General features: G+C 60.9%; 17 protein-coding genes. 5 read left to right on the forward strand and 12 right to left on the reverse strand.

Annotation, left to right across the window (positions count from 1 at the left end):
- Position 1 precedes the first annotated feature (1 nt).
- From BMW76_RS26570 to BMW76_RS26605, 8 genes are all read right to left on the reverse strand, one after another.
- Positions 2-1,057 carry a branched-chain amino acid ABC transporter permease gene (locus tag BMW76_RS26570; RefSeq protein ID WP_090870637.1) on the reverse strand — a complete coding sequence of 352 codons (1,056 nt, stop codon included), beginning with the start codon at positions 1,055-1,057 and terminating at the stop codon, positions 2-4.
- A gap of 231 nt (positions 1,058-1,288) precedes the next feature.
- Positions 1,289-2,449: an ABC transporter substrate-binding protein gene (locus BMW76_RS26575; protein WP_090870639.1), complete on the reverse strand. Its 1,161-nt coding sequence runs from the start codon at positions 2,447-2,449 to the stop codon at positions 1,289-1,291.
- 268 nt (positions 2,450-2,717) lie between these two features.
- Positions 2,718-3,884, reverse strand: a complete 1,167-nt coding sequence (locus BMW76_RS26580) for an ABC transporter substrate-binding protein (RefSeq protein WP_090870640.1) — start codon at positions 3,882-3,884, stop codon at positions 2,718-2,720.
- Positions 3,885-4,380: 496 nt separating this feature from the next.
- Positions 4,381-5,352 carry a branched-chain amino acid ABC transporter permease gene (locus BMW76_RS26585; protein ID WP_177200509.1) on the reverse strand — a complete coding sequence of 324 codons (972 nt, stop codon included), beginning with the start codon at positions 5,350-5,352 and terminating at the stop codon, positions 4,381-4,383.
- Positions 5,352-6,236, reverse strand: coding sequence for a branched-chain amino acid ABC transporter permease (locus tag BMW76_RS26590; RefSeq protein WP_090870644.1), 885 nt, complete (start codon positions 6,234-6,236; stop codon positions 5,352-5,354). Before BMW76_RS26590 ends, BMW76_RS26585 begins: the two co-directional genes overlap by 1 nt.
- Before the next feature lie 129 nt (positions 6,237-6,365).
- Positions 6,366-7,580: an ABC transporter substrate-binding protein gene (locus tag BMW76_RS26595; RefSeq protein ID WP_090870646.1), complete on the reverse strand. Its 1,215-nt coding sequence runs from the start codon at positions 7,578-7,580 to the stop codon at positions 6,366-6,368.
- A gap of 48 nt (positions 7,581-7,628) precedes the next feature.
- Positions 7,629-8,384 carry an ABC transporter ATP-binding protein gene (locus BMW76_RS26600; RefSeq protein ID WP_090870647.1) on the reverse strand — a complete coding sequence of 252 codons (756 nt, stop codon included), beginning with the start codon at positions 8,382-8,384 and terminating at the stop codon, positions 7,629-7,631.
- Complete coding sequence (locus BMW76_RS26605; RefSeq protein WP_090870649.1) at positions 8,381-9,160, reverse strand: ABC transporter ATP-binding protein; 780 nt, start codon at positions 9,158-9,160, stop codon at positions 8,381-8,383. Before BMW76_RS26605 ends, BMW76_RS26600 begins: the two co-directional genes overlap by 4 nt.
- Here BMW76_RS26605 and BMW76_RS40525 point away from each other — a divergent pair.
- The gene (locus BMW76_RS40525) at positions 9,159-9,389 is read left to right on the forward strand and encodes a hypothetical protein (protein WP_143062332.1); all 231 of its coding nucleotides are present in this window, start codon (positions 9,159-9,161) and stop codon (positions 9,387-9,389) included. The genes BMW76_RS26605 and BMW76_RS40525 overlap by 2 nt on opposite strands.
- Positions 9,390-9,407: 18 nt before the next feature.
- On the opposite strand, the gene BMW76_RS26610 is transcribed toward BMW76_RS40525, so the two are convergent.
- Together BMW76_RS26610 and BMW76_RS26615 are read right to left on the reverse strand one after the other, a co-directional pair.
- Positions 9,408-11,132: a GMC family oxidoreductase gene (locus tag BMW76_RS26610; protein ID WP_090870651.1), complete on the reverse strand. Its 1,725-nt coding sequence runs from the start codon at positions 11,130-11,132 to the stop codon at positions 9,408-9,410.
- Positions 11,133-11,280: 148 nt separating this feature from the next.
- Positions 11,281-12,804: a CoA-acylating methylmalonate-semialdehyde dehydrogenase gene (locus BMW76_RS26615; protein WP_090870653.1), complete on the reverse strand. Its 1,524-nt coding sequence runs from the start codon at positions 12,802-12,804 to the stop codon at positions 11,281-11,283.
- A gap of 158 nt (positions 12,805-12,962) precedes the next feature.
- On the opposite strand from BMW76_RS26615, the gene BMW76_RS26620 reads away from it, so the two are divergent.
- Both BMW76_RS26620 and BMW76_RS26625 read left to right on the forward strand, forming a co-directional pair.
- Entirely contained in the window at positions 12,963-13,862 is a 900-nt protein-coding gene (locus BMW76_RS26620; protein ID WP_090870655.1) for a LysR family transcriptional regulator, read from the forward strand.
- 332 nt (positions 13,863-14,194) lie between these two features.
- Positions 14,195-14,725: a class IV adenylate cyclase gene (locus tag BMW76_RS26625; protein ID WP_090870657.1), complete on the forward strand. Its 531-nt coding sequence runs from the start codon at positions 14,195-14,197 to the stop codon at positions 14,723-14,725.
- Positions 14,726-14,742: 17 nt separating this feature from the next.
- Here the strand turns inward: BMW76_RS26625 and BMW76_RS26630 are convergent, their stop codons facing one another.
- Positions 14,743-15,234 carry an Lrp/AsnC family transcriptional regulator gene (locus tag BMW76_RS26630; RefSeq protein WP_087738562.1) on the reverse strand — a complete coding sequence of 164 codons (492 nt, stop codon included), beginning with the start codon at positions 15,232-15,234 and terminating at the stop codon, positions 14,743-14,745.
- Positions 15,235-15,375: 141 nt separating this feature from the next.
- On the opposite strand from BMW76_RS26630, the gene phhA reads away from it, so the two are divergent.
- Both phhA and BMW76_RS26640 read left to right on the forward strand, forming a co-directional pair.
- The gene (gene phhA / locus BMW76_RS26635) at positions 15,376-16,266 is read left to right on the forward strand and encodes a phenylalanine 4-monooxygenase (protein WP_090870660.1); all 891 of its coding nucleotides are present in this window, start codon (positions 15,376-15,378) and stop codon (positions 16,264-16,266) included.
- Positions 16,267-16,361: 95 nt separating this feature from the next.
- The gene (locus BMW76_RS26640) at positions 16,362-16,661 is read left to right on the forward strand and encodes a 4a-hydroxytetrahydrobiopterin dehydratase (protein ID WP_090870662.1); all 300 of its coding nucleotides are present in this window, start codon (positions 16,362-16,364) and stop codon (positions 16,659-16,661) included.
- A 114-nt stretch (positions 16,662-16,775) separates the two neighbouring features.
- On the opposite strand, the gene BMW76_RS26645 is transcribed toward BMW76_RS26640, so the two are convergent.
- Complete coding sequence (locus BMW76_RS26645) at positions 16,776-17,006, reverse strand: DUF3717 domain-containing protein (RefSeq protein ID WP_090870664.1); 231 nt, start codon at positions 17,004-17,006, stop codon at positions 16,776-16,778.
- Positions 17,007-17,118 lie beyond the last annotated feature (112 nt).

A 17,118-nucleotide genomic window follows, 5' to 3' on the forward strand; every position in this document is an offset into this window, starting at 1 on the left:
GTCACTCCTCCTCTTCTTCCGCATGCGGGCTGGCGAGACTCCGCCAGAGCAGCACCGGAATGATCAGCGTGAACACGATCACTTCCTTGTACGAGCTTGCCCAGAACGACGAATACGACTCCAGCAACCCGACGAGTATCGAACCTGCCGCAGCCAGCGGATAACTGACCAGCCCGCCGATAATCGCCCCGACAAAGCCCTTCAGACCGATCAGGAAGCCCGAGTCGTAGTAAATCGTAGTGAGCGGCGCGACGAGAATTCCGCACAGCACGCCGAGTCCCGCCGCAAGGGTGAACGCGAGCCGCCCGGCCTGCGTCGTGCCGATACCGACGAGCCGCGCGCCGAGCCGGTTCACCGACGTCGCGCGCAATGCCTTGCCCGAAATCGAGCGGTCAAAGTACACATACAGCACGCCGATCAGCACGACAGCCACGCCGACCACCCACACGCTCTGCCCCGAGATCGACATGCTGCCGATGTTGAACGTCGCATCCGTGAACGCGTTGGTGCGGGAGCCTTCCGCGCCGAACATCACGAGCCCGAGGCCGACCATCGCGAAATGCACGGCCACCGACACGATCAGCAGCAAGAGCGTCGTCGCTTCGGCGACAGGCTCGTATGCGAGGCGATAGACGAACGGCCCCATCGGCACGACGATCAGCAGCGTCAATGCGATCTGCGCGATCATTGGCAGCGGCTGCATGAACACGCCGCGCGTGACCGCATACACAGCGACAGGGAACAGCAAATACTTGCCGGCCAGCGTCACTAGCGTACGTGCAGCGTGACGCCGCCGCTCCGCATGCCGAGCCATGCCGATCACTTCGATGACGAAACATGCAAGCCCCATCGCCATCAGCAGCCAGCAGGTCGCCGGAAACTTCTGCGTCTGCAACGCGGCAAGCGTCAGCGCACCGTACGAAACGAACTCCCCTTGCGGGATGAAAATGGCGCGCGTCACGGAGAACACCAGCACCAACGCGAGCGCGAGCAATGCGTAGATCGCCCCCGTCGTGATGCCGTCCTGCGCGAGGATCGCCGCAATTGATAGATCCATACTTCCTCGTCCTGGAACGTCGAAATCGAAACTGAGAAACAGAGAGAACTGCAGTCAGAACCGGCCGAACGACCACCAGCCGCAAAGCAAAGCCGCACTTCATAAAACAACTGCCGCGCCTGAGAAAACGACGCGGCAGAGCTTGCCATTGTTATCGACCAGAAATGGCCGCGTGACTTAAGAGACGCCCTACTGACTCATTGCCACGCGTCGCAAGAGTTGCGCGCCTTCTTAGTCGTTCTGAAGTTTCCACTTGCCATCGGAGATTTCGACGATCACGCGTGCGCGCTTGTCGAGACCGTTGTGGTCGGTGGCGGTCGTGTTCATGATGCCGTGTGCGAGTGGCAGATCCTTGACGTTCTCGAGCGCGTCGCGCAGCGCGACACGGAATGCTTCCGTACCCGGCTGGCCCTTCTTCAGCGCTTCGGGAATCGCGCGCTGGAGCATCTGGCCTGCGTCCCACGCATGGCCGCCGAACGTCGCGACGGAGCCCGCGCCATACGCCTTCTCGTAGGCGTTCTTGTACGCTTCCGACGACTTCTTCACCGGATTCGAATCGGGCAGCTGATCCGCGACGAGAATCGGGCCTGCGGGCAGCAATTCGCCTTCGCAGTCCTTGCCGCACACGCGCAGGAAGTCGTTGTTCGCGACGCCGTGCGTCTGATAGATCTTGCCCTTGTAGCCACGCTCTTTCAGCGCCTTCGCCGGGAGTGCCGAAGGCGTGCCCGAACCCGCGATCAGCACGGCATCCGCATTCGATGCGACGATCTTCAGCACCTGCCCTGTCACCGATGCATCGGTGCGGTTATAGCGCTCGTTAGCTACGAGCTTCAGATGACGTGCATTCGCCGCCTGGCTGAACACCGTGTACCAGTTCTCGCCATACGCGTCCGCGAAGCCGATGAACGCCACCGTCTTCACACCGCGCTTCTCCATGTACTCGGCGATTGCATCGGCCATCAAGCCATCGTTTTGCGGCGTCTTGAATGCCCATGTGCGCTTGCCGTCCATCGGCGAAATGATGGCAGCCGATGCCGCGAGCGAAATCATCGGTGTCTTGCCTTCGGAGATCGGGTCGAGCATCGCAAGCGAATTCGGCGTCACCGTCGAGCCGATGATCGCATCCACGTGGTCCTCGTCGATCAGCTTGCGCGTGTTCTGCACTGCGCGGCTCGTATCCGATGCGTCGTCGAGCACGATGTATTGCACGCTCTTGCCTGCGATCTCCTTCGGCAGCAACGCAATCGTGTTCTTCTCCGGGATGCCAAGCGATGCGGCCGGCCCCGTCGTCGATAGCGTAACGCCGATCTTCACCTGCGCCATCGCTCCCGTCGCGCCGCAAACCAGCGCCATTGCAATCGCGGAACGGACCCACTTCTTTGTCGTTTTCATTGCATGTCTCCAAACGCTTTAAATGCGTGTCGTAATCTAGTTCGAGAACCGGGTAACTGAATCTAGTTATCGGGTATAAGCCTGCCAAGCATGGTTTTCCCTGCTCGTTGCAATTGCGTCAAATCCAGGCTTTACCGCTTTAGTTGTCTCCCCTGTCGATCAGCGTGAAGCTGCGTTGCCCTATTCGATTCACCTCACGTGCAATAAAAAAGACGCGTCAACTGCCCGCGTCTTTTTGAATGAATTCGAATTCGTTAATTCGCCTCGCTCAATCGGAAGCAAGCTTCCATTTGCCGTCGACGATTTGCACCATCACGCGCGCCCGCTGATCGAGACCCGCGTGATCGCTCGCGCTCATGTTGAAGATGCCGTGCGAGCCCGGCATGTCCTTTGTGCTTTCGAGCGCGGCACGAAGTGCTTCACGGAATTGCGGCGTGCCCGGCTGGCCCTTTTTTAACGCGACGGGAATCGCACGTTGCAGCAGCAGACCGGCGTCCCACGCATGGCCACCGAAAGTCGAAATCGAACCAGTGCCATTCGCGCTTTCATAAGCGTGCTTGTACGCGAGCGATGCCTTTTTCACAGGATTCGAATCGGGCAATTGATCGGCGACGAGCAGCGGACCCGAAGGCAGATACGTGCCTTCACAGTCCTTGCCGCATACGCGCAGGAAATCGTTGTTCGCGACGCCATGCGTCTGATAGTACTTGCCCTTGTAGCCGCGCTCGCGCAGCGTCTTCTCCGGCAGAGCGGCCGGTGTGCCCGCGCCGGCGATCAGCACGGCGTCCGGGTTCTGCGACATCATCTTGAGCACCTGGCCCGTCACCGATGCATCGTTGCGCGCGAAACGTTCGTTCGCGACGACCTTGATCTTCGCGAGGTCGGCGGCCTTGCCGAATTCCTTGAACCAGCTCTCGCCATACGCATCCGCGAAGCCGATGAAGGCCACCGTCTTAACGCCGTGATTCGCCATGTGCTGCGCAATGGCCGTCGCCATCAGGATGTCGTTCTGCGGCGTCTTGAAGACCCACGAGCGCTTTGCGTCCATCGGTTCGACGATCGATGCGGCCGCAGCCATCGAGATCATCGGCGTTTGCGTTTCATTCACGATGTCGATCATCGCCAGCGAATTCGGCACGACGGTCGAGCCGATCAGCGCGTCGACGTGATCTTCACTGGTGAGCTTGCGGGCGTTCTTGACGGCCTGCGTCGAATCGGTTGCATCGTCGAGCACGATGTAGTCGATCTTCTGGCCCGCGATTTCTTTCGGCAGCAACGCGCTGGTGTTCTTCTCCGGAATACCGAGCGAGGCCGCCGGCCCCGTTGCCGACACTGTCATGCCGATTTTCACGTCCGCCCATGCCGCGCCGCTGTACGTTGCGCACACGCCTGCCGCGACCAGTGCCGCGCCGATCCAACGCAATGCCGACTTCATTCCGCTCCTCTATGCCCCGATGTTCGAGCTGATTCGAATACTTTGAAATGCCGACCCGATGGTCAGCGAATGGCGAGTGTAGCGGACGCATACTACGCGCGGCAAGCAGTTTGAAGGCTTTGAATCTTTGGGAGAAACGCTGCGGAGAACGCCTGTGAAAGCGCCGGAATTACAATGCGGCGCGAGGGCCGCGCATGCGCTATTAAAGCGATCGATTTGGGATGGGGAAAGTAAAAAGCGCTGTTGGACTAGATCCAACAGCGCTTTTGTATGGGCACTGAGTGCCTCATTGTCTCCTCGTTCTCCACCTGCAAAATTCGGTGCACCAGAACTGTGTGAAGATTAAACGGGGACCGTTACACGGACAACTAGCATTTACCCTAGTGGTGCACTGCCGCACAAAATTGGGGCGGGTACTTGTGGTTTCGCTTCGTTTCAGCCCAGATCAGCCGCTTTATGCAATTGATCTGGATCCCGAATCAACCTCACCTACCGCTCATGCCCGCAGCGGTTTGAAGCGCTGAACGATCTCGCCGACGATGCCGCGCCTGAACGCCAGCACGCAGAGGATGAAGATGATGCCCATCACGATCGTCGCGGACTCGCCGAGCGAATGAAACCAGTCGACGCCCGTCACCGACGCAATTGCGCCGCCGATATCGCCGAGCCGGTCCTCGAGCGCGACGATCAGCGCGGCGCCCAACAGCGGCCCGAATAGCGTGCCCATGCCGCCTACCAGCGTCATCAGCACGACGAGGCCTGACATCGTCCAGTATGCGTCGCCGAGCGTTTCGAAGCCGAGCACGAGCACCTTCAGCGCCCCCGCAAGACCCGCGAGACCCGCCGACAGAACGAACGCGAGCAGCTTGAAGCGATTGGTGTCGTAGCCCAGCGAGATCGCACGCGGCTCGTTCTCCTTGATTGCGATCAGCACCTGCCCGAACGGCGAATGCACGATGCGCACGATCAGCAGAAACGCCAGCACCATCACGACGAGCACGATGAAGTACAGCGTCAGATCCGACGAAAGGCTCAGCACGCCGAACAGCTTTCCGCGCGGCACGCCTTGCAGGCCGTCTTCGCCGTGCGTGAACGGCGCTTGCAGGAACACGAAGTACACCATCTGCGCGAGCGCGAGCGTCACCATCGCGAAGTAAATGCCCTGACGACGAATCGCGAACAGGCCGACGACCAAACCCAGCAGCGTCGCGGCCGCCGTGCCCGCGATCACGCCAAGCTCGGGCGACAGGCCGACCGTCTGGATTGCGTAACCGGTGATATAGCCGGCCGTCGCCAGGAACATCGCATGGCCGAACGACAGCAGGCCCGTATAGCCAATCAGAAGATTGAATGCGGCCGCGAACAGCGCAAAGCACAGCACCTTCATCACGAACACGGGGTATGCGCCGGCGAACGGCGCAACGATGAGCGCGATCAGCAGCAAACTGTAGAGCGCTTTTCTCTGCATCATTTTTCCTTGCCGAAGAGACCCGCCGGACGCACGAGCAACACGAGCGCCATGATCACGAAGACCACGGTCGCGGACGCTTCCGGATAGAACACACGCGTCAACCCTTCGATCACACCGAGCAGCAGGCCCGTGAGGATCGAACCCATGATCGAGCCCATTCCGCCGATCACGACGACGGCGAACACGGTGATGATCATCGGCTGGCCCATCAGCGGCGAGACCTGGATCACGGGCGCGGCAAGCACGCCCGCAAACGCGGCCAGCGCGACACCGAAGCCATACGTCAGCGTGACCATCACCGGCACGTTCACGCCGAATGCCTCGACGAGCTTCGGGTTCTCCGTGCCCGCGCGAAGGTACGCGCCGAGGCTCGTCTTCTCGATCACGAACCATGTTGCGAAACACACGACCAGCGATGCGAACACGACCCACGCGCGATAGTTCGGCAGGAACATGAAGCCGAGGTTGGTCGCGCCCGAAAGCAGCGACGGCACGTCGTACGGCTGCCCCGATGAACCGTAGATCGACCGGAACACGCCTTCGACGACCAGCGTGAGACCGAACGTGAGCAGAAGGCCGTAGAGGTGATCGAGCTTGTACAGCCAGCGCAGCATCGAGCGTTCGATCAACACGCCGAACAGCCCGACGATCAGCGGCGCAAGGACGAGCATCACCCAGTACGGCAGACTGAAATACGACAGGCCCATCCACGTGAGCATCGCACCCAGCATGAACAACGCGCCGTGCGCGAAATTGATCACGTTGAGAAGACCGAAGATCACGGCCAGTCCCAGACTCAGGATCGCGTAGAACGAACCGTTCACGAGACCGAGCAGCAGCTGGCTGAGCATCGCCGGTAGCGGAATGCCAAAGATATCCATTGAAGCCGTCGTCAAAGTGAAAGCGGCATGCACGCGTCAGGCACATACGGCCCGACACGTCCAGCACGCAAAACATCGACGCCTGCTTCGTCTACATGAACGAGACGGGCAGGCGCTCCTCGGCGCCGCTTATTTCCACAGTGCGCAGCGCGTTTCCTGCTTCGTCGTAAAGGCCTGTTCCCCCGGAATCGTGGCGGCGATCTTGTAGTAATCCCACGGCTCCTTCGACTCGGCCGGAGTCTTCACCTGCATCAGGTACATGTCGTGGATCATGCTGCCGTCCTGGCGGATGTAGCCCTTTGCATAGAAGTCGTCGATCTTCTGCTTCTTCAGCTGTGCCATCACCTTGTCGGCGTCCGTCGAACCAACCGTCTGCACCGCCTTCAGGTAGGTCATCGTCGCCGAATAGTCGGCGGCCTGCAGGCTCGACGGCATCTTCTTCATCTTGTCGAAGTAGCGTTGCGCCCACTTGCGCGTGGTCGCGTCCTTGTTCCAGTACCAGCTGTCCGTCAGCACGAGGCCCTGCGTCGTTTCGAGGCCGAGGCTGTGGATATCGTTGATGAAAATCAGCAGCGCGGCGAGCTTCATCGACTTCGTGATGCCGAATTCCTTCGCGGCCTTGATCGCGTTGATCGTATCGCCGCCCGCGTTCGCGAGGCCGAGAATCTGCGCCTTGGATGATTGCGCCTGCAACAGGAACGATGAGAAGTCCGATGCCGACAGCGGGTGACGCACCGCGCCGACCACCTGACCGCCGTTGGCCTTCACGACGTCGCTGGTCGCCTTTTCGAGCGCCTTGCCGAACGCGTAGTCAGCCGTCAGGAAGTACCACGTCTTGCCGCCCTGCTTCGTCACGGCCGAGCCGGTGCCCTTCGCGAGCGCCGTCGTGTCGTACGCATAGTGAATCGTGTACGGCGTGCACTGCTCGTTCGTGAGGGTATCCGCGCCTGCGCCGACGCTGATGTACACCTTGTGCTTCTCGCTCGCGACCTGGTTCATCGACAGACCCGTCGCCGAGTTCGTGCCGCCGACCAGCATATCGACGCCATCGCGGTCAAACCATTCACGCGCGCGCGAAGCAGCGATGTCGGCCTTGTTCTGGTGGTCCGCATACACGACCTGGATCGGCTTGCCATTCACCTTGCCGCCGAAATCCGCCACTGCCATGCGAATCGCTTCCAGACCGCCTTGCCCGTCGATGTCGGCATAAAGACCCGACATGTCTGTGATGAAGCCGACCTTCACTGCATCGTCGGCAGCCCGCGCGCTGCCCGCCGTCAATGCGACGCTTGCTGCCGCCGCAAAACAGATTGACGTGAGTCGCGCGAGTGTCTTCCTTTTCATTACTGTCTCCTTCGTTCTGCGTTGTGGTTGTCAGAGGCAATCAGGTGCTTACACCCCGAGCAGATCGTGTAGCACCGGCATTTTGCTTTCGAGCTCCTTGGCTTCGAAGTGCTCGACGATGCGTCCATGCTCCATCACATAGAAACGATCGGCGAGCGGCGCCGCAAAGCGGAAGTTCTGTTCGACCATGACGATCGTGTAGCCGCGCGCTTTCAACGTCACGATCATGCGGGCGAGGGCTTGCACGATCACAGGCGCAAGACCCTCGGAGATTTCATCGAGCAACAGCAGGTTCGCGCCCGTACGCAGAATGCGCGCGACAGCGAGCATCTGTTGCTCGCCGCCCGACAGACGCGTGCCCTGGCTCATCCTCCGTTCCTGGAGATTGGGAAACATCTGGTAGATCTCGTCGATCGACATCATCAACGACTTGTCGCCGACGGGTGGCGGCAGCAGCAGATTTTCTTCGCACGACAGGCTCGAAAAAATACCGCGCTCTTCCGGGCAATAACCGACGCCGCAGTGAGCAATTCGATGCGTTGGCATCGAAATGGTTTCGCGTCCGCCGACACGGATCGAGCCCGTGCGGCGCCCCGTCAGGCCCATGATTGCGCGCAGCGTCGTGGTGCGGCCCGCGCCGTTGCGGCCGAGCAGCGTGACGACTTCGCCGCGGCTCACCGTCAGATCGACGCCGTGCAAAATGTGCGATTCGCCATACCACGCCTGCAAGCCGGCGATTTCCAGCGCCGGTTCGCCGCTCACCACACTGACTGCCGAGTTTTCCTGTTCGCTCACTGTGCTCATGCATGCGCTCCGGCAAGCGCCGCGTCCGCACTGCCCATATAGGCTTGCATGACGAGCGGATTCTTCGAGACTTCCGCGTACGTGCCTTCGGCGAGCACCTCGCCGCGTTGCAGGACGGTAATCGTGTCGGAGATGCCGGCAATCACATTCATGTTGTGTTCGACCATCAGGATCGTGCGACCGCTCGATACTTTTTTGATCAGCGCAGTGACGCGGTCGACGTCTTCGTGACCCATGCCTTGCGTCGGTTCATCGAGCAGCATCAGTTCAGGTTCCATCGCAAGCGTCGTCGCGATTTCGAGCGCGCGCTTGCGGCCGTACGACAGTTCGACGGTGCGCACATCGGCGAAATCGGTCAGACCGACCTGCGTCAGCAAATCGATTGCGCGGTCATCGAGTTGACTCAACGTGCGCTCGCTCTTCCAGAAATGAAATGCCGTGCCCAGCTGACGTTGCAAGCCGATGCGCACATTCTGCAATGCCGTCAGATGCGGAAATACAGCAGAAATCTGGAATGAGCGGATGATGCCGCGGCGCGCGATTTGCGCCGGACGCTCGCCCGTGATGTCGACGCCGTTAAAGACGATCTGACCCGCAGTGGGCACCAGAAATTTGGTGAGCAGATTGAAGCAGGTGGTCTTGCCCGCACCGTTGGGCCCGATAAGCGCGTGGATGGAACCGCGCTTCACGCGAAGGTTCACACTGTTGACCGCGGTAAAACCCTTGAACTCACGTGTGAGCCCGCGCGTTTCGAGTATCGTATCGCCGAGAATCATGTTCCCTTCCATGCGAAGTAAGGCGAAGCACTACCGCTTTTTTATTTCGCGCGAGGATTCGGCGCGACTGTTCATTGGCGAAGACACCCCGTGCCAATCGTGGCGTGGTGCACCAACGCGGACGGTCATCCATGCCGCACCACGCAGCATGGGTGCCATTGTCTCGCCAATGATGCAGCGCAATCATTGGGATTTGCACTTAGTGTTTAATGCGACCTTCGCCGAATGAAACGTTAAACGTTGCGTGTCATGCAACGGACATCGTAGACGCGGCATGCGTTTCAGTCGTGACAGTGTCTCTTCGTGCGCGACGGTCGGCGCGAATCATCTCGCTCGCGCGCTCGGCGATCATCAATGTCGGTGAGTTCGTGTTGCCCGATGTGATGGTCGGCATCACGGATGCATCCACGATGCGCAGTCCTTCGACACCGAGCACACGCAAGCGGCTGTCGACTACTGCACCGGGGTCATCGGCCGTGCCCATGCGGCAGGTGCCGACAGGATGGAAGATGGTCGTGCCGACATTGCCCGCGGCGATCTGCAATTCTTCCTCGGTCTGAAACTGGATGCCGGGCAAGATTTCTTCTGGTCTGTATCGCTTCAACGCAGGCGCGGCCGCGATACGGCGCGTGAGGCGCAATGCATTGGCGGCCACATGACGGTCGTAATCCGTCGACAGATAATTCGGCGCGATCAACGGTGGCGCATGCGGATCGCGCGACTCGATGTGAATGCTGCCGCGCGACGTCGGTCGCAAATGACACACAGATGCCGTGAACGCATTGAAGCGATGCAGCGGCTCACCGAACTTGTCGAGCGAAAGCGGCTGCACGTGATATTCGAGGTCGGGGCGCGTGAGCAATCTGTCGTCGACATCGGACTTCGCGAACGCACCGAGCTGCGATGGCGACATTGACATCGGCCCGCTCTGCATCAACAGGTATTGCAGGCCGATCATCATCTTGCCCCACCAGTGCGCCGAGGCCGTGTTCAACGTGCGCACGCCGTGCACCTTGTAGGACATGCGCAACTGCAAATGGTCCTGAAGATTTTCGCCGACGCCGCGCAGATCATTCACGACTTCGATGCCCAGGTTCTGCAAACGCGCGCCGTCACCGATGCCCGACAGCTCGAGCAGTTGCGGCGAGTTCACCGCGCCAGAACTCATGACGACTTCGATGCGCGCCTTCGCGAAGTACTCGACATTGTCGCCGCGATATTCGACACCCACGCAGCGCTTGCCTTCGAACACCACGCGCTGCGTGTGCGCGCCCGTGATGATGGTGAGATTCGGCCGCTTCATCGCGGGGCGCAGAAACGCCTTCGACGCATTCCAGCGAATGCCGCGCTTCTGGTTCACATCGAAGTAGCCGACGCCCGTGTTGTCACCGCGATTGAAATCGTCAGTGGCGGGAATGCCCGTTTCCTGCGCGGCTTCGGCGAACTTCTCCAGGATCTTCCATTTGAGGCGCTGCTTTTCAACGCGCCATTGACCACCCGCGCCGTGAAATTCGTTCGCACCGCCGTGATGATCTTCGCTGCGCTTGAAGACAGGCAGCACAGCATCCCACGACCACGACGCATCATTCGTCACACGCGCCCATTCGTCGTAGTCTTCGCGCTGGCCGCGCATGTAGATCATGCCGTTGATCGACGAGCAGCCGCCCAATACGCGGCCGCGTGGATACGACAACGCGCGTCCGTTGAGTCCGGGTTCCTCGCGCGTCTTATAGAGCCAGTCAGTGCGCGGATTACCGATGCAATAGAGGTAGCCGACGGGCACATGAATCCAGTGGTAATCGTCCTTGCCGCCTGCTTCGAGCAGCAGCACTGTGACGTCGGGATCTTCGCTCAGGCGATTGGCCAGCACACAGCCCGCCGTGCCCGCGCCGATGATGATGTAATCGAACTCGCCTTCGAGTTTTCTTGCACTCGTTGCGCTCGTTGCGCGAGATTCTGCTGTCGTGCTCACCCTTGTCTCCTTCGCATGGCCACGTTGCATGGCGTCTCATTGCGGTTGGGCGTTCGGTGTGTCTGCTGCTTTCTTGTTCTACTGTGCGGCGTGGCATTGCCCTCGAACGAGGACAATGCCTTTGCTCTGCTATTGCACTGAAGCCGCTTTACTTCGCGACGGGCATCGTGAACTCGGCGCCCTTCGCGATGCTGTCCGGCCAGCGCTGCATCACGCTCTTGTAGCGCGTATAGAAGCGCACGCCTTCTTCGCCATACGCATGGTGATCGCCGAACAGCGACTTCTTCCAGCCGCCGAACGAGTGCCACGCCATCGGCACGGGAATCGGCACATTGATGCCGACCATGCCGATCTGAATCTGCCGCGAAAACGCGCGCGCGACGCCGCCATCCGACGTGAAGCACGACACGCCGTTCGCGAACTCGTTCTTGTTGATCAGCTCGACGGCGGAAGCGAAATCGGGCACGCGCACGACGCACAGCACCGGACCAAAGATCTCTTCGCGATAGATCTTCATGTCGGTCTTCACGTTGTCGAACAGCGTGCCGCCGAGGAAGAAACCCTTCTCGTGACCGAGCACCTGATGACCGCGTCCATCGACGACGAGTGTCGCGCCTGCCTCTATACCCGCATCGATATAACCCGACACTTTCTGACGATGCGCGGCCGTGACGAGCGGACCCATCTCGGCTTCGGCTTCCATGCCGTTCATGATCTTCAACGACTTCACGCGCGGCGTGAGCTTCCCGATCAGCTCATCGGCAATATGACCGACAGCGACGGCCACCGAAATCGCCATGCACCGCTCGCCAGCCGAACCATAGGCCGCGCCGATCAGCGCATCGACCGCCTGATCGAGATCGGCATCCGGCATGACGACGAGATGATTCTTTGCGCCGCCCAGCGCCTGCACACGCTTGCCGTGTTTCGTGCCTTCCGTGTAGATGTATTCGGCAATCGGCGTCGAGCCGACAAACGACAGCGCGCTCACGTCGGGATGGGCAAGCAGCGCATCGACGGCCACCTTGTCGCCATGCACGACGTTGAATACGCCGTCCGGCAAGCCTGCTTCTTTCAGCAGTTCGGCAAGGCGGTTCGATGCAGAAGGATCGCGTTCAGACGGCTTCAGCACGAACGTATTGCCGCACGCGATCGCGACGGGGAACATCCAGCACGGCACCATCATCGGGAAATTGAACGGCGTGATGCCGGCAACGACGCCCAGCGGCTGACGCAGATTCCAGTTGTCGATGCCACCGCCGATCTGATCGGTGAAGTCGGTCTTTAGCAGGTTCGGAATGCCGCACGCGAACTCGACGATCTCGATGCCGCGCATCACTTCGCCCTTCGCATCGGAGAACACCTTGCCGTGCTCGCGCGTAATCAGTTCGGCGAGCTCGTCGTGGTGACGGTCGAGCAGTTCCTTGAACTTGAAGAGCACGCGCGCACGCTTGATCGGCGCCGTTTCGCTCCATGCGGGAAACGCGGCTTTAGCGGCGGCGACGGCCGCGTCCACTTCGGCGACGCTCGCGAGCGGCACGCGCGACGTCACGTCGCCCGTCGCCGGATTGAACACGTCGCCGAAGCGCTGGCTCGTGCCATCGATGGGACGGCCGTTGATCATATGCGTCAGCGCGCGCGCTTGCGCCCTAGTCTGATCGGTCTCGCTCATGGTGTCTCCTGGTCTCATGAAAGTCGTGCTTTAGATAGTCGATGCTGCAGCGCAATGCTTGCGGCCCCTTACGTCATCATTCAAGCCTAATCGGCAAACGCCCCGTGAATCCAATGAGTAATGCTCAACTGCGATATAAGGCGCGTTAATATCAGCGGATGGACCTGACCTTGCTGCGAGCATTCGCAACGGTCGCGCGGGAAGGAAATCTGACGCGCGCCGCGGCGCAACTGCATCTGACTCAGCCGGCCGTCAGTCTGCAGATCAAGAACCTGCAGGCTGCGCTCGGCGTAGCGCTGTTCACGCGCACGTCTCATGGACTCACGCTCACGCGCGACGGACAGGCGCTGCTGCCCCATGCGGAGCGCGCGCTCGCGGCCGCCGGCGACGTCGAACGCGCAGCGGCCACGCTGCGCCAGGAAGTGCGCGGGCGCTTACGCATCGGCACGATACTCGACCCTGCGTTTCTGCGGCTCGGCGGCTTCCTCAAGCAACTCGTCGAAACGTGGCCGCATATCGAAACGCAGTTGCGGCACGGCATGTCGGGTTGGGTGCGTGATCAGGTGCGGGCGGGCGAACTGGACGTCGGCTATTACATCGGCCAGCCCGCCGACGATGAAGCGCGCGACGCCGCGATCTTCCATGCCGTCACGCTGACGCACTTTCAGTATCGCGTGCTAGCGCCAGCCGGCTGGAAGGATCGCGTGAAAGGCGCGCGCGACTGGCGCGCGCTCGCCGCGCTGCCGTGGATCTGGACGCCGCCCGCGTCCGCGCACAACCGGCTGCTCACGCGCCGCTTCGCCGAGGCCGGCGTCAAGCCGATCAAGGTCGCCGAAGTGGACCAGGAACCGTCGATGCTCGATCTCGTCAAATCGGGCGTCGGGCTCACGCTCGCGCGCGATTCGACCGCGCTCGCCGAAGCGCATGCGCATGCGCTGACGATCGTCGAAGGCGTGACGGTGCCCACCGAACTGACGTTCATCACGCTCGCTGCGCAAAAGGACGAGCCGGCGATCGCCGCCGCGTTGAAGCTGATCGAACAGCAGTGGTCGACCTGAGAGCACGAGCGAGTGAAGGCACGTGACACGACGCATCACGCGATATCAGCCGACCTCATGACACTGCGGCATTTTCAGCGTCTTTGTGCACCCATTGAGCACCCTTCAGGCACCGTGGCCTTTAACTACATCGTCATGAGCTTTTTGCTAGATTGACGCTTTGCCGTTTTCCCGCTGTTCCTGGAATCGCTTCAAATCGCGCTTCAAGTCCGGCCTCAAATCCCTTTTGGCCCTGACGGGCCTATGACGATCGGCGGGTGGCACTCGGCTGATCGAGGCATGCGGTCCGCCGTCAGAAGCCGTTCACACTCACCTTCCGACAGGAGCTTCACATGGCACGCAACATCGAAATCAAAGCCCGCGCCCAGCAGTTCGAGCAGCTTCGCGAGCGCGCCGCAGCCCTTTCGCCTGACGCTCCGCTGATTTTCCGCCAGCAGGACTTTTTCTATGACGTGCCGCGCGGCCGTCTGAAGCTGCGCCAGTTCGACGACGGCACGCCCGCCGAGCTGATCTTCTATCAGCGCGACGACCGCGACGGCCCGAAAGCGTCGTACTACACGCGCAGTCCGGTGACGAACCCCGAGGCAATGCACTCGCTGCTCGCCACCGCGCTCACGACGCGCGGCATCGTCACGAAGGAGCGCCACGTCTATATCGTCGGGCGCACGCGGATTCATCTGGATCGGGTGGATGGTCTCGGCGATTTCGTCGAGCTCGAAGTCGTGCTCGCGCAGGATGACGACGAAGAAGGCGGCGAGGCCGAAGCGCACGCGATGTTCGCGAAGCTCGGCGTGCCGGAATCGGATCTCGTCGCGGTCGCGTATGTCGATATGCTGAATGAGGAGCCGTTGAAGGCCGCCTGATCCGAAAGGCCCGCCCGTCAGGCGGCGGGCGCACCCGGCGCCAGATGACCGAGCGGCAGCGGGCCGTTGCGCTTGAACGTCGTCAGCACGATGTTCGAGCGCACGCTGTCGACGCCCGGCACGCGCATCAGCTTTTTCATCACGAACGACGACAGCGCGTTCAGATCCGGCGCCACGATGCGCAGCAGATAATCCGCATCGCCGACCACGGCGTGACATTCCAGCACCTCGGGCAACACGTCGATCTGTTGCTGGAACTGCTCGATGATCGAATCGCCGTGATGCTTCAGCTTCAGGCTCGTGAATGCCGTCACGCCAAGTCCGAGCTTTTCGGGCCGCAGCACGACGCGATAGCCGTCGACCACGCCGATCGCCTCGAGCCGCTGCAAGCGCCGCCCGATCTGCGATGGCGACAGCGGCACCTGTTCGCCGAGTTGCTGGTGCGTCGCGCGCCCGAAGCGCTGTAGCACGTCGAGAAGCGCAAGATCGAAGTGATCGAGCTCTACCATGTTAATTCTCCGCATATTTTTGTCGTTCGATGCATGATTATCGCATCGAGCGCCGATATCACGCCGAACTTGCGCCCTTCTCGCGCCTGACCCGCCCTACACTTGCGCGGTCCAATTCAAGCGACTTAAGCAGGTGCAGCCATGTCCGTCCCGAACACCGCGAAACTCAAGGCGCAATTCGACGCCGGCCTCGAAACCCGCGCAGACTTCACCATCGACCAGCCGATGCATCGCTACGGCGCGATCGATCACGCGGTATGGAAGCAGCTCTATACGCGGCAGACGGCGCTGCTCAAGGGGCGAGTCTGCGACGAGTTTCTGGAAGGCGTCGAGCGCCTGAATCTGTCGCCGGAAAGCGTGCCGTCGTTCGATGCAATCAACGAGCAGTTGTTGCCCGCGACCGGCTGGCGAATCGTCGCCGTGCCGGGCCTCGTGCCGGATCAGGTGTTCTTCGAGCATCTGGCGAACCGCCGCTTTCCCGTCACCTGGTGGATGCGCCGCCCCGATCAGCTCGACTATCTGCAGGAACCCGATTGCTTTCACGATCTGTACGGCCATGTGCCGCTGCTGATCAACCCCGTTTTCGCCGACTACATGCACGCGTACGGCCGCGCCGCCCTCTTCGCGCACGATGCGAACGCGTTGCCGCTGCTCGCGCGCCTCTACTGGTACACGGTCGAGTTCGGCCTGATCCGCGATGCCGCGAGTCCGAACGGCGTGAAGATCTATGGCGCGGGGATCGTGTCGAGCAAGGGCGAAACGCTCCATAGCCAGCAGAGCGACGCGCCGAATCGCATCGCGTTCGACCTCGAGCGCGTGATGCAGACGCAATACAGGATCGACACGTTCCAGAAGACCTACTTCGTCATCGATGATTTCTCGCAGCTGTTCGACGTCGCGCGCACCGATTTCGCGCCGCTGCTGGCGAGACTCGTCGACGCGACACCACTTCCGGCGGGCGAAGTACGCGCGACGGATCGCGTCATCACGCGCGGCACGGGCGAAGGCTGGGCGACGAACGGCGACGTCTGACGCGACGCGCTGCAGCGCACATTCAACCGTGAAAAAATAGAACGAATCCGCACGCGGGCGCTGCGCCCGACGCGCACGCCCCAACAGGTGACACGATGACGATCCAGAAACTTTCTTCCGATGACCGTGCGACACAGGTCGCGCAACTGAACGGCTGGCAGAACGTCGAAGGCCGCGACGCAATCACGCGGCACTTCAAGTTCGCCGACTTCAACGAAGCATTCGGCTTCATGACGCGCGTCGCGATCAAGGCGCAGGAGATGGACCATCATCCGGAGTGGTTCAACGTCTACAGCAACGTCGAGATCACGCTGTCGACACACGATGCCAACGGCGTCACCGAGCGCGACATTCGCCTTGCCCGTTTTATCGACGATATCGCCAGCGGGAAATAATGCGGATGTGATGTGATGTGCAGCAGGTCGATTCGAAGAAAGCGGACCGCACTCGAAAATACAGATGAAAGCCCGAAGTGAAAGCCTTTTGCAGGTGATCAGGCGACCAAACCTTCACTTCGTTAGGCCATTTTTAATGGACACGTAAGAATCCCACGCGGCGCGGGCATTCTCGTCCAAACCTTCCTGCTTCAGCACAGTCTGACGCTGTACAATCATCAGCGCATACGGCTTGGAGAGCGCGCTTGCCTCCTTGCACAGAACGAGTTCGTCGCCGCTCGAAGGCGAGCGGGTACGCCAGAAATTGATCGCGGCTTCCAGTTCGTAGATCGTAATATCGGACATGGCTTGCTGATCTGTCGAAGGCCGTATCGAACGGCACGCCGCACGGCATTCTGTGCAGCAGGCGCCCCGGCGAACCGCGTGCCTCATGCCTAACCCATTGTACTTGAGCGAA

It is taken from the genome of Paraburkholderia diazotrophica, from assembly GCF_900108945.1.
GTDB classification, from domain to species: domain Bacteria; phylum Pseudomonadota; class Gammaproteobacteria; order Burkholderiales; family Burkholderiaceae; genus Paraburkholderia; species Paraburkholderia diazotrophica.

Coding starts and splice junctions, on each gene's coding strand:
- BMW76_RS26570 (WP_090870637.1), bottom strand. CDS start 1,057: ATGGATCTATCAATTGCGGCGATCCTCGCGCAGGACGGCATCACGACG.
- BMW76_RS26575 (WP_090870639.1), bottom strand. CDS start 2,449: ATGAAAACGACAAAGAAGTGGGTCCGTTCCGCGATTGCAATGGCGCTG.
- BMW76_RS26580 (WP_090870640.1), bottom strand. CDS start 3,884: ATGAAGTCGGCATTGCGTTGGATCGGCGCGGCACTGGTCGCGGCAGGC.
- BMW76_RS26585 (WP_177200509.1), bottom strand. CDS start 5,352: ATGCAGAGAAAAGCGCTCTACAGTTTGCTGCTGATCGCGCTCATCGTT.
- BMW76_RS26590 (WP_090870644.1), bottom strand. CDS start 6,236: ATGGATATCTTTGGCATTCCGCTACCGGCGATGCTCAGCCAGCTGCTG.
- BMW76_RS26595 (WP_090870646.1), bottom strand. CDS start 7,580: ATGAAAAGGAAGACACTCGCGCGACTCACGTCAATCTGTTTTGCGGCG.
- BMW76_RS26600 (WP_090870647.1), bottom strand. CDS start 8,384: ATGAGCACAGTGAGCGAACAGGAAAACTCGGCAGTCAGTGTGGTGAGC.
- BMW76_RS40525 (WP_143062332.1), top strand. CDS start 9,159: ATGTTCCCTTCCATGCGAAGTAAGGCGAAGCACTACCGCTTTTTTATT.
- BMW76_RS26605 (WP_090870649.1), bottom strand. CDS start 9,160: ATGATTCTCGGCGATACGATACTCGAAACGCGCGGGCTCACACGTGAG.
- BMW76_RS26615 (WP_090870653.1), bottom strand. CDS start 12,804: ATGAGCGAGACCGATCAGACTAGGGCGCAAGCGCGCGCGCTGACGCAT.
- BMW76_RS26620 (WP_090870655.1), top strand. CDS start 12,963: ATGGACCTGACCTTGCTGCGAGCATTCGCAACGGTCGCGCGGGAAGGA.
- BMW76_RS26625 (WP_090870657.1), top strand. CDS start 14,195: ATGGCACGCAACATCGAAATCAAAGCCCGCGCCCAGCAGTTCGAGCAG.
- BMW76_RS26630 (WP_087738562.1), bottom strand. CDS start 15,234: ATGGTAGAGCTCGATCACTTCGATCTTGCGCTTCTCGACGTGCTACAG.
- phhA (WP_090870660.1), top strand. CDS start 15,376: ATGTCCGTCCCGAACACCGCGAAACTCAAGGCGCAATTCGACGCCGGC.
- BMW76_RS26640 (WP_090870662.1), top strand. CDS start 16,362: ATGACGATCCAGAAACTTTCTTCCGATGACCGTGCGACACAGGTCGCG.
- BMW76_RS26645 (WP_090870664.1), bottom strand. CDS start 17,006: ATGTCCGATATTACGATCTACGAACTGGAAGCCGCGATCAATTTCTGG.